Below are 14,686 nucleotides of genomic sequence, written 5' to 3' on the forward strand. Positions count from 1 at the left end.
TATTCCGGCAGAGTAAAATACTTCATGGCAGAGGGGTACAGCATGAAAAAGAAATCATTATTGCTTTTGCTCGCAGTCGTATTTGCTCTCACCGCAGCAGGCTGCGGCAAATCGAACAACAGCGGCAGCTCCGCTTCTCCGGCGGCATCGACTTCCGCATCTCCGAGCGCCAGCGCATCCGCTGAACCGGAGAAACTCAAAATCGGCGTTATGGCCGGCGTAGAAGAAAGCATCTGGAAAGTGGCGAAAGAAGTCGCAGCCAAAGACGGACTGGATTTGGAACTGGTCGTATTCAACGACTACGTTCAACCGAATAAAGCGCTGGAAGACGGCCAGCTCGACGCGAACGCGTTCCAGCACACGCCTTACTTGGACGAGTTTAACAAAAACAACGGCACGCATATCGTGAAGCTCGCCGATACAATCAACTATCCGATCGGCGTGTATTCCAAAAAAATCAAAGACTTGAGCGAGCTGAAAGACGGCGACGAGCTCGGTCTGCCGAACGACCCGACGAACGGGGCGAGGGCGCTGATTTTGTTCCAGAGCGCAGGTCTGATAAAATTGAAAGACGGCGTAGGCATCACGGCTACCGTACGCGATATCGCGGAAAATCCGAAGAAACTGAAGTTCAAAGAACTGGACGCCGCCTTTATTCCGAAAGCTTTGCCGGATCTCACCGCAGCGGTCATCAACACGAACTTCGCAGTAGACAACGGTTTGATCCCAAGCAAGGACGCCATCTATCGCGAGCCTAAAGACTCCCCGTGGGTGAACATCATTGCCGTCCGCGAAGGCGAACAGGACAAGCCGGTGTTCCAAAAACTGGTGAAGGCGTACCAATCCGAAGAAGTGAAGAAATACGTTACAGATAATTACGCTGATTCCATGGTTCCGGCCTGGTAATCATCCGATCATCCCAAGCGCAGGTCTCTTCGATAAGGGGAGGCCTGTCGTTCTATTTAGAGAAGAAGGTGAACGATGTGATCCGTTTGGACAATGTCTCCAAAACCTTTTATCAAGGCAACAAAAAAATCGAAGCTGTGAAAAATGCCACTCTGCAGGTGAACAAGGGTGAAATTTTCGGCGTCATCGGCTTCAGCGGAGCGGGTAAAAGCACACTGATCCGCTGCATCAATTTTTTGGAGAGGCCGACCGAAGGCACGGTCAGCATCAACGGCGTCAATTTGGCCGGCTTGAACGGGGCGCAGCTGAGAGCGACACGCAGACGGATCGGGATGATTTTTCAGAACTTCAACCTTCTGTCCTCGGACACCGTTTTCGATAATATTGCGACTCCTCTGTATCTCGTGAATACTCCGAAGAAAGAAATCGTCCGCAAAGTGCGCGAGCTGCTGAACTTGGTCGGCTTGCAAGAGAAGGAGAGCGTCTATCCTGCGCAGCTTTCCGGCGGGCAAAAGCAGCGCGTCGCGATTGCGCGGGCTTTGGCTAGCGACCCGGAAATTCTGCTCTGCGACGAAGCGACTTCGGCGCTGGACCCGCAGACGACGGACTCCATTCTGGATTTGCTGCTGGAAATCAACAAGAAGCTCAACATCACGATCGTGCTCATCACGCACGAGATGCACGTTATCAAGAAAATTTGCGACCGCGTTGCGGTAATGGAAAACGGCGAAGTGGTGGAACAGGGCAAGGTGCTCGACATTTTCTCCAACCCGCAAAAGCCGATCACGCGCAACTTCATCAAGAGCATCTTTGACGTGAATTTGCCGGAGCCGCTTCTTAAGAAGCTGGAGAGCCAACAGGATCCGGGCAAAATTTTCCGTATCTCCTTTATCGGAGACCATGTCGGGGAACCGGTTTTGGCGGAGCTGGTCACGAAGTTCTCGCTGCATCCCAGCATCCTTTACGGGAATATCACGCAAATCAAAGACACCACGTTCGGCACGCTGATTATTCAGGTGACCGGTTCGGACGAGGCGATCAAAGCCGGGATGGCATACTTGGAAGAGCGGGAGCTCCGGATCGAGGTGATACCGCATGCTGGCTAAATATTTCGATCACTTTGGCGAGTTCGGCGATTTGTATGGGCAGGCGCTGAGAGAAACCGGGATCATGGTCGGCTACGCGCTCGCGATCTCGACGGTTATTGGATTGTTTTTCGGCGTTGTCCTGGTCGTGACGCGGCGGGATCATATTTTGCCGAATGTGGTCGTCTACCAGGTACTGAACGTCATCATCAACATTTTGCGTTCCTTGCCGTTCATTATTTTGATGGTGGCGATTATTCCGATTACCAAATGGATCGTGGGGACCTCCATCGGCATTAAAGGCGCCATCGTTCCGCTCGTGGTGTACACGGCGCCTTACATTGCACGGCTGATGGAGTCGGCACTGCTGGAAGTGGACCGCGGGGTTATCGAAGCGTTCCAGGCGATGGGCGCCACCCGGACACAAATCATTACGCGGGTACTGCTCAAGGAAGCAAGACCGGCGCTCATTCTGGGCCTTACGATCGGCACGATCGGACTCATCGGCGCATCCGCGATGGCGGGCGTCGTCGGTGCCGGCGGACTCGGTGACGTCGCGATCCGCTATGGTTACCAGAGATGGAAACCGGAGGTCATGGTTACTTGCGTTATCCTCCTCGTGCTTGCCGTTCAGCTGGTGCAGTCGCTGGGCACCTGGATCGCCAAACGTTTGCGCAAACGCTAATTCGCGCTCCGGATAATCCCGGGCGATTTGGCAAATTCTATGCCTGAATGCGCAAAGGAGCGATCAGGCATATGGTGGAGAACAGGAAGCATCGCGGTAACTATACCGGCACGGCGAATATGAACGCCGAGAATCAAGATATGGCGTTCGTGAACGACACCTTGGAAAATGCGAAAGAAACGACGCCCGTCAACCTCATGGAGGACGATTTGAACGAAGGCCGCGAACAAGAGCCTTTGAATCAGAACTGCGTATAACCGACCTGAACCCTTGCGCGATTGCGCAAGGGTTTTTTGTGTTGCACCGGAATTTACTTAAACTTATCACCAAGTTGAAAATGCTCGTACAAATAACCAATAGAGTGAAATTGTACCATACAAAAAAGGAGTGAATTGATGTGAAAAAACGTTGGATCGTGCTCGCCATGTCTTCAGCTCTCGTCTTGTCGTCGCCGTCTATGCTTCAGGTTTCGGCTTCTCCGAAAGCCTTAGCCGCAGCCGCAGCGGAGAATCAGTCCAGTTTGAAGCCGATCGTCGGGAATGTCTCCGTCGTCGCCCATCGCGGAGCTTCGGCATATGCGCCCGAGCACACGTTGGAGGCCTATCGGCAGGCTATTCAGATGAAAGCGGATTACGTGGAGTTTGACTTGCAGATGACGAAAGACGGCCGGCTTGTGGTGCTGCACGATGAAACGTTGAACAGAACGACGAATGCCCAGCAGGTGTATCCGGACCGTTCTCCTTGGGCCGTCAAAGATTTTACCTTGGAGGAAATCCGCCGACTCGATGCCGGTTCCTGGTTTAACGAGGCTTATCCCGAGGCAGCCGACAAACACTACGCGGGTCTCCTAGTGCCCACGCTGGAAGAAGCGATCGAATTCGTGAAGCAAGCGCAGAAAGGCAAAGTCGGGCTCTACATTGAAACGAAAGCGCCGGATGTATACCCCGGCATGGAAGAAAAATTGATTGCAGCATTGAGCCGTTACGACTTGATCGACAACGGTGACGTCATCCTTCAATCGTTCAGCGAGGAAAGCCTTCGCAAGCTGAAGACGTTGGCGCCCGAGCTTCCGCGTGTTCAGCTTTATTCGGCAGCCATGCTGAAGGATAAAGATGTGTACGCCGAATTCAAGCGCATTTCGGAGTATGCTACAGGCGTCGGTCCTACGAAAAGCGTGCTGGTGCCGAAATTGATCGATGCCGCCCATCGCAACGGATTGATCGTGCATCCCTACACGGTAAATACGCAGGATGAAATGGTGTCCCTGCTCTCTTTGGGCGTTGACGGCATGTTCACCAACAATTCCGATCTCATGGCCGAATTGTTAAAAAAGCCGTACATCTCTCATGGCACGGCCAGCGGAGATGTGACGGATTCTTCGGCTGTGCTTTGGGCAAGGGCAAACAAGGAATCGGATATTCAGTTCGAGATTTCGAAAGACCCGTCCTTCACGGCACCTACGGTTCGAAAAAATGAGCGTGCCGCGGCGGAACGCGATTACACGGTTCAAGTGAAGGTGGACGGCCTGAGTGCGGATACGACGTATTACTACCGTGCGAAAGCTTTACCCGGGCAGTATACCGTGAGTGGATCGTTCCATACCGCGCCGAAGAAAGGCAGCCAGAAGCCGTTGACCTTCGTATGGGGCGGGGACACAGGCGGACAAGGCGAGATTCCGCCCTTCAAGGCGTTTCAAGCCATGGCGGCTTTGAATCCGGATTTCTTCCTCTTTAGCGGCGACACGATCTACGCCGACAATCAAACGCCGTCGGTTCCCAATCCGCCTTCCGACAGTGTACCAGACTTCTGGGCCAAGTATAAGGAAAACCGTACGGATGCCGGGCTTCGCAGCCTGCTTCAGAAGACAAGCACCTATGCCATTTGGGACGATCATGAAGTGATTAACGATTTTTCCGGACCTTTCGAGCCGCTGACTCCATTTGGACTTCAGGCCTTCAAAGATTACTGGCCGGTTTCCGCGGAACGGAGCTCAATGGACAAGCTGTATCATGCCTATTCCTGGGGCAACACGATGGATCTGATCATTCTGAACAATCGCGGCTACCGCGCTCCGAACGCGGCTCCGGACGGACCGGATAAAACGATGCTGGGTGAGGAGCAGCTGAACTGGCTTTTCGATCAGCTGGAGCATTCGGATGCCGCCGTGAAGCTGGTGGCCACATCGGTGCCGATCTCGATCCCAACAGGCAAAGCAGGCGCAAGGGACGGATGGGCCAACGGGGAAGCCGGAGACCTTACCGGTTTTGAAACGGAATTCCGCAAAATCTCCGATTTTATTGTGCAAAAGGAAATCAAAAACGTCGTGTTCGTGACTACGGACACCCATTTTGCGGAAGTGATCCAATATGATCCGAGCGGCGACGGAATAGCCGATTATCGTGAGCTTGTCAGCGGTCCGATCGGCGCGGGAAGAGGAATGCCCGGCAAGCTGGATCCCACGTTCGGACCTGAGCGGCTGTACGCCGAAGGCGGGTTCTTTAACTTTGGGGCATGCCGGATCGATCCGGAACACAAGAAGTTCACCGTGGAGATTCGCGACGAATCCGGGAAGGTACACTTCAGTCAAACATTCCCGCTTGAATAATGTAAAATCAACTAATGAACGGCTGCCGCGGCAGCCGTTTTTGTATGGATCCGGTTGCCGTTATCCCCTTCGTTCAGGTGACGCGCGTTGCAGGCAGCTTCCTTCATCGGTTACGATAAAATGGTGATGGAATCAGGTGAGGAGGACGGACATGGCACTTTTCCAATGTGATTATTTTTCGAACGTGTTGGGGTTATCGACGGGAATGACCGTGATCTTGCCGAACAATGGACAAGCGGGAGCGGATGGATTTCCGACGATGTACTTGCTCCACGGTTTGTCGGACGATCATACGATTTGGCTTCGCCGGACATCCATCGAGCGCTATGCCGAAGAATATGGAATCGCGGTCGTCATGCCGAACGGGCATCGGAGCTTTTACACGGACATGAAAGACGGTTTCCCCTACTGGAAATTCATCAGTGAGGAAGTACCGGCGCTGGCGCGTGCGTGGTTCCCGCTGTCGACGGAACGAGAGGACAATTTCGCAGCGGGGTTGTCGATGGGTGGATATGGGGCGTTCAAGCTGGCCATGCGGCGTCCGGACATGTATGCCGCGGGTGCGAGCCTCTCGGGAGCGCTGGATATGGTAACTCGCTGGGGGCCGGACGATGATTTCTGGAATGCGGAAAATCGGCGTATTTTCGGAAGTGTAGAAGAGCTGCGCGGATCGGATGACGACTTGTTGCATGTGGCGGAGAGGCTGGCGGCCAGCGGCGGCGAGATACCGAAGCTGTTCCAGAGCTGCGGGACGGAAGATTTTCTGTACGAAATGAATTTGGGCTTTCGGGATCATGCCCGCGAGCTGGGCTTGGATTTGGTCTATGAGGAAGCGCCCGGAGGGCACGATTGGGCTTATTGGGACACGCATATCCAGCGGGTGCTGGAGTGGCTGCCGCTTCGGAAAAAGTAGAGCGGTGACGGCGTTGACGAGTTTGGAAGATCATGGTATGATCTCGATACAAGATTTCCATGGGAAAGCGGAAGCACCGCAAATCACGGCGAATGAGCCGGGGTTTGCGGTTTTTTTGTTTTTCCGCGGAGCGGAAGGTGGGGATGCGATGACTCGCAAAATCGTGCTGGCGCTGCCGAATCGCGACTATGCCGCGAGAATCGCCGAATTCATGCGGGAAACCGAACCAGAATGGGAGACGTCTGCATTCACCCATGAAGCCGCTCTCCGATTGCGATTGCAGGAGGAGGCCAAGGTCGATCTGCTGATCGGCGCGCCGTCGCTCCTTCGCCAACTGGATGGACAATTGGCGGGTGTGGCATGCGTGGCTGCCTTGGTGGAGGAAGCGGGGCTGGCGGAGAATGCATGGCCGGAAATCTGCATGTTTCAGCCGCTGCCGTCTTTGACGTCGAGGTTGCGCGCACTGTTATCCGAAATGGTGAGACCGGTGAACCGCGGCTGCCAGCTGGCAACGGTGTTTTCGGCCGCAGGGGGTGCCGGCAAGACGACCACCGCTTTAAATCTCGTTCGCCAAGCTGGGGAAAGAGGATATCGAACCTTCTATATGAACTTGGAGTTGTTAAACGCGACTTCCCGGTTGTTCGGCATCGGCGAGCCGGACAGTTTGTCGAGATTGCTTTATTACCTTCAGACGGAACCGGACTGCTTCGCGGAGCGGCTGCCGCAATGTGTCAGACACCAGCCGGCGCTGCGCAGCGACTTCATCGAGGCGCCTGAATATCCCGGAGAGCGCGTCGCCATGTCCGCCGAGCTGCTGGAACGGCTGATCAACGAGATTAGAAGCACGGGGAAATACGACCTGATCATCGCGGATCCGGACAGCGGCATCGGCGAATGGCACGGGAGGCTGCTCGCGCTGAGCGACCGGATTGTATGGCTGGTGACGGATGACTGGCAGTGCATGGAGAAGACCGAGCGGCTTCTTGCTTATTGGAGGCAGAACATCGCCGATTGGTCCGGCCGGATTTCATTTGTGCGGAACAAGGGGCTAGGTGCGCCGTCTAACCGTTGGAATTTGCCGGCCGCGCCGGCCGCAGTGCTGCCCTACATTTCTCAATGGAAAGGAATGAGCCGGCCGGGGAGCATGCTCGGTGCCGCAGCCTTCAGCGGTGCGTTGGATGGTCTGTTGGACGCATGCGGCTGGGGATCGGGACGGAAGGAGGACATGACGAATGGAAGCTTGGGGACTGTCCGGTGAGGAGCTGGCCGAACTGCGGGAGGCTGTTCGATCCCGGCTGGCCTGGGACGCTTCCGTACCGGACGAGGAGCTCAGGCGATTGATCGAAGCGGAGCTATTCCACCGGGAAAGGTCCAGGAGAATGATGGCGTCCGAACGCAAAGCGGCGGTGGAGCGGCTGTTCCATTCATTCCGCGGCCTGGACGCTTTGCAGCCGCTGCTGGATGATCCGGAGATTACCGAAATCATGATCAACCGCCATGATGAGATATATATCGAACGGCGGGGGGAGATGCAGCTTTCCGGCATAGCGTTTGAGTCTCCGGAGAGATTGGAAGATTTGATCCAAAGCATGGTGGGCCGCGTAAATCGGATGGTGAATGAAGCTTCGCCGATCGTGGACGCCAGGCTGCCGGACGGCTCCAGGCTTCACGTCGTGCTTCCGCCGGTGGCTTTGAAAGGGCCCTGTGTCACCATTCGCCGGTTCCCTCAAAATCGGCTTGGCATGAAAGAGCTCGTCGGGCTGGGCGCCTTAACGGAGGAAGCGGCGCAATGGCTGAAGCGGCTGGTGATGGCGAAATACAACATTTTCATCAGCGGAGGCACAGGTTCGGGTAAGACGACATTTCTCAATGCGCTCTCGGACTGGATTCCGGCATCGGAACGGATTATCACGATCGAGGATGCGGCGGAACTGCAAATCCGGGGAGTCGAGAACCACGTCTCTATGGAAACGCGAAACGCGAACAGCGAAGGCAAAGGCCGCATCGAAATACGAGACTTGATTCGCGCCTCTCTTCGGATGAGGCCGAACCGGATCATCGTCGGGGAAGTCCGGGGACCGGAAGCATTGGACATGCTGCAGGCCATGAATACCGGGCATGAAGGCAGCTTGTCTACCGGGCATGCCAACAGTCCGAGAGACATGATCTCCCGCTTGGAGACGATGGTCCTCAGCGGCTCCGATTTGCCGTTGCAGGTGGTGCGGAAGCAAATCGCCTCCGCGATTGATTGCATCGTCCACGTGAGCCGTTTCCGCGACGGAAGCCGGAAAGTGACTGAAATTTGCGAAGTTACCGGCTGGATGGCGGGAGAAGTCGAACTCCGTACACTATTCCGTTTTGAAGAACAATCGGAGAGTAACGGCAAAGTGATCGGCAGGCTTACGGCCGTAGAGTCACTCCAGGATATCCGAAAGCTCCTGTTTGCAGGATTCGCGGAGGAATCGGCGTGACCACCGATTACAGCCGCTATATCTTGACTCGCCGGCAGTATGTATGGGCCTTATGCTTCGGCTGTATAATCAGCGCCGCCGGGATGTGGATATTGTGCCGGCATTCGGTGGCCGCGCTGGCTTGCGCTCCCGCGGGTTGGCTCTATCCTCGATTTTATCGCGACAGACGGTGCCGTATGCGGAAGACCAAACTCAGAATGCAATTCAAAGAGATGCTGCAAGTGCTCTCCTCCCTGCTGTCCGCCGGCCGTTCGGTCGAGAACGCTTTTTATTCCCTGGAGGGAGAACTTGTAATGCTCCTCGGCGAGGCGCGAACCGACTTGCTTCACGAGGTTCGTATCCTGACGAACCGGATGCGAAACGGGGAACCGCTGGAGTCGTTGCTGACGGATTTTGCCGCGCGGTCGGATTTGGAAGAAGTCCGTAATTTCGCCGAAGCGTTCAGTATTTCGAAGCGCGCCGGCGGAGACTTGGTCGAGATTGTCCGAAGAACCTCCCAAATCATTGCGGAAACGTTGGAGGTGGAAATGGAAGTATCGGTGCTGCTGTCGCAAAAACGGTTCGAATCCCGCATCATGATGGCCATGCCGTTTGCTTTTATCGGCTTTCTCGGCTTTTTCGCACCGGATTACATGGCTCCTCTGCACCAAGGATTCGGATGGATCGTGCTGGCCGTTTGCCTCTTGTCGTTGGCGGCCTGCTGCTGGTGGATGGTACGCACTATGGATATCGAGGTGTAACGGCAATGGGCTGCGGAATTTTGTGCTTCTTTCTGTTGTCGGTATATGCGTGCTTTGGGCTTCGTTCATTTCGGAGGAAGGGTGGAAAACGGTCCCGGGCTGGTTTCGCATGGCACGATCCGATCGCGGAGCTGCTGAGATGGCGAGGGGTTTATGACCGGCTGCTGCCATTGCTGCATCGCCCAAGAATCGCACTGGTGATTCTGGAAGGAGGCGAGTGTCCGCCGGAAAGACTTATGCGCTGGACGGCAGAGGGAGTGGCGATGGCTTACGGCGGTTTGTTCTTATGCTGGATGCTTGCTTTCGTTTCGGGAAATCTGACGGCCGCACTCTTCGGTACGGTCATTGCAAGTTGTATACCCTTTCTGCGCGCGAAAGAACTGCAACGTGAATTGACACAACGTAAAGAGGCGATCTTGCTGGAACTGCCTATCCTCCTGAGCAGACTGCTCGTTATGGTAAACGCCGGCGAAAACGTACGACGCGCGCTTCATCGGATCGTAGAGGCGCAGCTGCCAAGGGGAAGGTGCATTTTATATGAAGAGCTTCGCGCCGCGTTAGCCGCCATGCAGCGGGGAGAGAGCATGCATCTCGCCATGGAACAGTTCGGTCGGCGGTGTGCGGTTCCGGAAGTGAAGCTGTTCGCCACGCTATTGCTGATGAACGCCAAACGGGGCGGTGAAGAATTCGTTCCCGTCCTGCGGGATTTGACGCGTCAAATGTGGGAGAAAAGAAAAAGCGCCGCCAGGACCCTTGGCGAACAAGCTTCATCGAGGCTGGCGTTCCCGCTTGCGATCGTGTTTCTAATCATTGTGTCGCTTGTGGCTGCGCCTACCGTCATGATGATGTCATAACTCCGGGAGGGATGAAAATGCTTGAACAAATGCAAGCCGTCGGAATGCGCGGGCTGCGCAAGTTTACGAACTTGTGGTCGGATGAAGAAGGGATCGGAACGCTCGAGATCGTGCTCATCGCGGCCGTTCTCATTTTGGTCGCCATTCTGTTTAAGGATTGGATTATGGATTTTTTACGAGGTTTGATGGATCAAGCTGAAGGTAAAGCCGGCACCATTTTCGAGTGACCGAAAGCGAGGAGAAGACCGATGCGGCGCGGAGTTGGCCATTGGAGAGCGTTCGTCCGCGAAGAAGGCGGATCCGTGACGCTGGAGGCTTCCATGATTTTTCCTTGGGTATTGCTGCTCACCTTTTTGCTGATTCTTTTCGCGGTTGTACTGAACCGATATGTGCTGAATTTTTATTCAGCGTCTGTGACCGTGGAACGCGCCGCATTCAGCTGGTCGAACTCCGCGAAAGAATTACGTACAGGCGCTTATCCGAACGGTCAATATGACGGATTGTACTGGCGCCTCAAAGATGACGCGCTGTTGGCCGGGCTGTTCGGATGGAATCACGAGCAGGAAAGTGTGCGTGTCCCCGTTGAACCGGGGATGCCGGGCGACGAAGGCTATACACCGGAACAGAAGCTGCGCAAGTCGGGTCATCTGGTGACCGGTCAAATCCAAGGAACGCTGAGCTACCGGAATGAATGGTGGAAAAGAATCATTGCGATGGAAACGGCCGGAACCCCTGTTCCTCAACCTTTGCGAGCGTTTCGCGGAAAGGCCGGCCAAAGTTCGGAAGTCGCCGTTTCAGCCGTCGTGGTAGAGCCCGCCGAGTTGATTCGTTCATTCGACCTCGTGCGCTATTACAAAGCCCAAATAAGCGGCAAGGGTCAAGGCGCCGACAGCTTTCGGTCGAAAGCTGCCGCTGTGCTGGAGAGAAAGCGATGAATGGGAATAGAGAGGCGGGAGCGGTCTCCATTTATTTCATCACCGCGACAGCTGCGTTTGTCTTGTTAACGGCGCTGCTCATTGACTTCTCGAGGATCGCGGCGTTTCGTCACCAGACGGAACTGGCTGTCCAGTCCGGCGTGCGTTCGGTTCTTTCTTCGTTCGATCCGGATATGTATGACCGTTACGGCTTGTTTATCCGGGGAGGGGAAGACGCGGAACAGGTTTTCCGGACCGCGGCCGAAGGGGATGAAGGGAGTTCAAATTCCGGAGCATACTTTCCGTACCTGGCTGCCGAATGGACGGGCGTTGACGTGACGGAAAGCCGTCCGCTGGCAGATCATGAAGTTCTCCGCAGGCAAGTGCTGGAGGAGATGAAGTACAAAGCGCCCATCGATCTTACCCTTGAGATTGCGGATCGGTTTCGCGGCGTATCTCCGGCACTGCAGGAGGCGGCGTCGACGGTGAACATGCTGGAGAAGGTGCGCCAAGCCTACGACCGGCGGGAGGCGGCGCTGGACGAAGTTTTGGAGAGTCAGCACCAAGCCGGCGGTCGAACGGTTTCCTTTTTGCAACAGGATATAGACAACGCCGTGCAAATAGCGGCAGATGTGGAGGATGCGGATGCCTTTGAAGCCGCGGCAAGCGAGTTGGCTTCTTCGCTTCAGGCTTCTGCGGGCAAGGCACGAACCGCACTGAACGAAGCCTACTCAGAGGGTGTCCGTGCTTTGGACCGCTCGCGGCAAGCCAATGACGAGATGAGGGCGATTACCGTTCAAGCGGCGAATCATCCTTCGAGCAGTACGAACACCGAATTTCCGTCCGGGTCCGGTGAACAAATGGATTCGGCTAAAGTGGACTCCATCTCGGAGCTCCGTCGTACGGCGGCACAGCTATTGTTAGAGGACGATTTTTTCGTGAATTATGCGGCGGAGCTGGATGCCGAGAGAATGAAGGGACTCCAGTTCTGCGACGAGGCCGACCGTTTCTCTGGATTTATAAGATCCGTTGCCTCGACTGAAGGGGCGGGCGGTGCAATCCATGGCGGTGCCGTCCGGCTCAGATCCATGTGGTCGGAATATGATCGGGCATATGGCGGCAGCGGGTCCGTTTTGCGGGAACGGAGCGCATTATTGGAGGCCCATCGGTCCGGCGATCAAGAGAGAAAAATCCTTGAGCGTCAAGCTCAAGCGGAATGGACGAAGACAACCGGGATGTTCGCGGCTCTGTCTGGCCCTTCGGGCTCGCCGGAGGATCGTGAGATTTTTGAAAAGGCATCCGAACTGTCTCGTGAGAACTTGGAGTGGAACCGAACGGAGGATGAACGGTCCGAATCGGCCATGCCTGGCGCCGCTTCAGAGGGGAGAGACCATGCGATGTCAAGTGCCGACGCTTGGATGGAGGCTTTGCAGGGCTCGCTTTCCGGGCTTCGGGACGAATTGTATTTTTCCGAATATACCGTACAAAGATTTTCGTATTTTCCGCCGTCCGAGTTGAAGCGCATGTTGGGCGGAGAACAAGTGCCGCTTTCGCTTCAGAAGCAGGAAACGGAGTTTATCCTTTATGGAATAAGCAATCCGACGGGGAATATCGCGGCCGCATACGGGGAAATTCTGTCCATCCGGTTGGCGATTCGCACCATGGAAGGCTTGATTGAATGCCGGTCACTGGGTCATCCGCTGGTCCTATTGGCGGCGGCGCTCGTATACGGAATCCGCAACGCGATGCTGGATATGAACCGGCTGCTCGAGCACGACTCCGTTCCGCTCAGCAAGTATGTTCAAGTCAACACGGCTTACACGGATTATTTGCGGTTGTTTCTTCTGGTGCACGGGGGTTCGCCCGGCCACCTTGCCCGAAGCGTAGCGGTAATGGAACAGGCAAGCGGCATATCCTTCGCCAAGGCTTATACGTACGTGAGCGGGGAAGGCACTGCTTCTTTGAGACTTTGGTTTTTTCCCGGTTTGCTCAAAGTGATGGGGCGTGCGGGCCGGCTCGGCGGCACGATAAAGGGGAACCGTTATGAGGCGGTTTACACGGCGGACAGCTCATATCAATAACGGGAATAACGCTGATGATGCAGGCGGCGTCACGCTCGAAACAGCATTGGTGATGCCCGTCTTTCTGCTTTTCGTTTTCTTTCTTCTTTTTTTGGTGCAGACGTCTGTGGTCACGATGGCGGTCCAAGGCGCTGTATCCCAATCGGTTCGTTCGGCGGCATCCTCGTGGTATCCGATTTCTCAGTTGAAAGCCAATGCCCAGGATCAATCCGGGAAGGAATTGCCCCATTGGGCCGGTAAACTTAGCGGGGCTGCAGAGACAATTGGAGAATTCGGACGACTGCTGCCATCGCCCTTGAATGAATGGTCTCAGACTTTGGCGGAAGGCACTCAGTCGGTGGAACAACGGGCGGCTGAGCTCACTTTTCGCCAATTGATCCTTGGCTTCGCCAATTCCAGAATCGTGGAACCCGGCCGGCTGTCGTTGACCTCCGTTCATCTTCCCGAGGACGACGATCCAAGCGGCGCTTTCGTGAAGGTGGAGGCCGAGTATCGGTTACCGTTTCGCGTCCCTTTCTCGAATCGGCCGCTCACCATCCGCACTACTGCCCAAGAGCGGGCCTGGGTGGGGGGCACACCGTCCAAAGCGACGCTTTCAGACGGTGAGGGAACCGGCTCTGCATTACAGGTAAGCTTCGTGTCATTGGAACCGTCTCCCGTACGGCCGGGAAGAAAAGCGACGCTGGTGCTTCGTACGACGCCCGGAAGCACGTTAGATTTAAGCGTCCTATACAAAAGCGGACCCAGCAAAGCGAAGCATTTGGGCAGCGCGACGGCGGATTCCTCCGGACTAGTTACATGGACTTGGCATGTGTCCGGAAACACCACACCGGGGGAATGGAACTGGGAAGTGTCTGGAGCGGGCGGGGGCAGCTGGCGGCAATCGTTTCAAGTGGCGGGCAAAAAAGCGGAAGGAGAGACTCGTTAATGGACGGAATGGTGCTCGGCGTATCGTCCGCCTTGTTGCTAAGCGCATGCTGGACGGATCTGAAGCGGCTTCGCATTCCGAACGCGATTACGTTCGGTTTTGCCTGTGCCGGACTGGCGTTTCATCTCTTGTCGGACGGGTGGACAGGCTTCCGTTTTTCTGCCAGCGGCGCCGCAGCAGGCGTGCTTCCGCTTTTGCTTCTGTACGTCCTAAGGGGGATGGGCGGCGGTGACGTGAAATGGTTTGGTGCTTTCGGTGCGTGGGCGGGGGCGCTCACCGCTCTTCAGCTGCTTTTCTTCTCAGTCTTATGGGCCGGAGGCATTTCGGTCGTGTTGCTTCTATTGCGGGTTCCCGGTATTCGGCATTGGGGCAGCCAACTGCCTTGGCCCTGGGGCGATCATCCTGTGCTGGCCGGCAGGAAAGCCGCCTTTCCCTTTATGTTGGCGGTAGCTCCCGCTTTCCTGTCCAGCCTAATATTTGGCGGATTTCAACCGCAATGAAAGG

At 55.6% G+C, this 14,686-nt stretch carries 15 protein-coding genes; all 15 read left to right on the plus strand.

The features are described 5' to 3' along the window. Window positions 1–42: 42 nt before the first annotated feature. The 15 genes from E5161_RS14440 (at window position 43) to E5161_RS21170 (ending at window position 14,682) form a co-directional block, all read left to right on the plus strand. Entirely contained in the window at window positions 43–906 is an 864-nt protein-coding gene (locus E5161_RS14440) for a MetQ/NlpA family ABC transporter substrate-binding protein (RefSeq protein WP_136778543.1), read from the plus strand. A 77-nt stretch (window positions 907–983) separates the two neighbouring features. Beyond that, on the plus strand, window positions 984–2,012 hold the full coding sequence (locus E5161_RS14445) for a methionine ABC transporter ATP-binding protein (protein WP_136778544.1): 1,029 nt from the start codon (window positions 984–986) through the stop codon (window positions 2,010–2,012). Beyond that, window positions 2,002–2,676 carry a methionine ABC transporter permease gene (locus E5161_RS14450; RefSeq protein ID WP_136778545.1) on the plus strand — a complete coding sequence of 225 codons (675 nt, stop codon included), beginning with the start codon at window positions 2,002–2,004 and terminating at the stop codon, window positions 2,674–2,676. Before E5161_RS14445 ends, E5161_RS14450 begins: the two co-directional genes overlap by 11 nt. Window positions 2,677–2,747: 71 nt before the next feature. After that, on the plus strand, window positions 2,748–2,933 hold the full coding sequence (locus E5161_RS14455; RefSeq protein ID WP_136778546.1) for a hypothetical protein: 186 nt from the start codon (window positions 2,748–2,750) through the stop codon (window positions 2,931–2,933). A 140-nt stretch (window positions 2,934–3,073) separates the two neighbouring features. Beyond that, a complete protein-coding gene (locus E5161_RS14460; RefSeq protein WP_246042267.1) occupies window positions 3,074–5,281 on the plus strand; it encodes a glycerophosphodiester phosphodiesterase family protein in 2,208 nt (735 codons plus the stop codon). Between the two features lie 151 nt (window positions 5,282–5,432). Next, entirely contained in the window at window positions 5,433–6,194 is a 762-nt protein-coding gene (locus tag E5161_RS14465) for an alpha/beta hydrolase (RefSeq protein WP_136778547.1), read from the plus strand. A 37-nt stretch (window positions 6,195–6,231) separates the two neighbouring features. Next, window positions 6,232–7,452, plus strand: a complete 1,221-nt coding sequence (locus tag E5161_RS14470; RefSeq protein WP_136778548.1) for a P-loop NTPase family protein — start codon at window positions 6,232–6,234, stop codon at window positions 7,450–7,452. After that, on the plus strand, window positions 7,427–8,665 hold the full coding sequence (locus E5161_RS14475; RefSeq protein WP_136778549.1) for a TadA family conjugal transfer-associated ATPase: 1,239 nt from the start codon (window positions 7,427–7,429) through the stop codon (window positions 8,663–8,665). The genes E5161_RS14470 and E5161_RS14475 overlap by 26 nt, the downstream gene beginning before the upstream one ends. Beyond that, window positions 8,662–9,405, plus strand: a complete 744-nt coding sequence (locus E5161_RS14480) for a type II secretion system F family protein (protein ID WP_136778550.1) — start codon at window positions 8,662–8,664, stop codon at window positions 9,403–9,405. The genes E5161_RS14475 and E5161_RS14480 overlap by 4 nt, the downstream gene beginning before the upstream one ends. A gap of 5 nt (window positions 9,406–9,410) precedes the next feature. Continuing rightward, window positions 9,411–10,259, plus strand: a complete 849-nt coding sequence (locus tag E5161_RS14485) for a type II secretion system F family protein (protein ID WP_169306702.1) — start codon at window positions 9,411–9,413, stop codon at window positions 10,257–10,259. 17 nt (window positions 10,260–10,276) lie between these two features. After that, window positions 10,277–10,486 (plus strand): Flp1 family type IVb pilin, encoded by a 210-nt coding sequence (locus E5161_RS14490; RefSeq protein WP_246042269.1) that lies wholly within the window; start codon window positions 10,277–10,279, stop codon window positions 10,484–10,486. 21 nt (window positions 10,487–10,507) lie between these two features. After that, window positions 10,508–11,194: a pilus assembly protein gene (locus E5161_RS14495; RefSeq protein WP_136778552.1), complete on the plus strand. Its 687-nt coding sequence runs from the start codon at window positions 10,508–10,510 to the stop codon at window positions 11,192–11,194. Further along, on the plus strand, window positions 11,191–13,254 hold the full coding sequence (locus E5161_RS14500; protein WP_136778553.1) for a hypothetical protein: 2,064 nt from the start codon (window positions 11,191–11,193) through the stop codon (window positions 13,252–13,254). Before E5161_RS14495 ends, E5161_RS14500 begins: the two co-directional genes overlap by 4 nt. Beyond that, window positions 13,217–14,182 carry a TadE/TadG family type IV pilus assembly protein gene (locus tag E5161_RS14505; RefSeq protein ID WP_136778554.1) on the plus strand — a complete coding sequence of 322 codons (966 nt, stop codon included), beginning with the start codon at window positions 13,217–13,219 and terminating at the stop codon, window positions 14,180–14,182. Before E5161_RS14500 ends, E5161_RS14505 begins: the two co-directional genes overlap by 38 nt. Further along, window positions 14,182–14,682, plus strand: a complete 501-nt coding sequence (locus tag E5161_RS21170) for an A24 family peptidase (RefSeq protein ID WP_246042270.1) — start codon at window positions 14,182–14,184, stop codon at window positions 14,680–14,682. Before E5161_RS14505 ends, E5161_RS21170 begins: the two co-directional genes overlap by 1 nt. The last annotated feature ends 4 nt before the right edge of the window (window positions 14,683–14,686 follow it).

This window comes from Cohnella pontilimi, assembly GCF_005049045.1.
Taxonomy (GTDB): domain Bacteria; phylum Bacillota; class Bacilli; order Paenibacillales; family Paenibacillaceae; genus Cohnella; species Cohnella pontilimi.

Coding starts and splice junctions, on each gene's coding strand:
- E5161_RS14440 (WP_136778543.1), top strand. CDS start 43: ATGAAAAAGAAATCATTATTGCTTTTGCTCGCAGTCGTATTTGCTCTC.
- E5161_RS14450 (WP_136778545.1), top strand. CDS start 2,002: ATGCTGGCTAAATATTTCGATCACTTTGGCGAGTTCGGCGATTTGTAT.
- E5161_RS14455 (WP_136778546.1), top strand. CDS start 2,748: ATGGTGGAGAACAGGAAGCATCGCGGTAACTATACCGGCACGGCGAAT.
- E5161_RS14465 (WP_136778547.1), top strand. CDS start 5,433: ATGGCACTTTTCCAATGTGATTATTTTTCGAACGTGTTGGGGTTATCG.
- E5161_RS14470 (WP_136778548.1), top strand. CDS start 6,232: ATGATCTCGATACAAGATTTCCATGGGAAAGCGGAAGCACCGCAAATC.
- E5161_RS14475 (WP_136778549.1), top strand. CDS start 7,427: ATGGAAGCTTGGGGACTGTCCGGTGAGGAGCTGGCCGAACTGCGGGAG.
- E5161_RS14485 (WP_169306702.1), top strand. CDS start 9,411: ATGGGCTGCGGAATTTTGTGCTTCTTTCTGTTGTCGGTATATGCGTGC.
- E5161_RS14490 (WP_246042269.1), top strand. CDS start 10,277: ATGCTTGAACAAATGCAAGCCGTCGGAATGCGCGGGCTGCGCAAGTTT.
- E5161_RS14495 (WP_136778552.1), top strand. CDS start 10,508: ATGCGGCGCGGAGTTGGCCATTGGAGAGCGTTCGTCCGCGAAGAAGGC.
- E5161_RS14500 (WP_136778553.1), top strand. CDS start 11,191: ATGAATGGGAATAGAGAGGCGGGAGCGGTCTCCATTTATTTCATCACC.
- E5161_RS14505 (WP_136778554.1), top strand. CDS start 13,217: ATGAGGCGGTTTACACGGCGGACAGCTCATATCAATAACGGGAATAAC.
- E5161_RS21170 (WP_246042270.1), top strand. CDS start 14,182: ATGGACGGAATGGTGCTCGGCGTATCGTCCGCCTTGTTGCTAAGCGCA.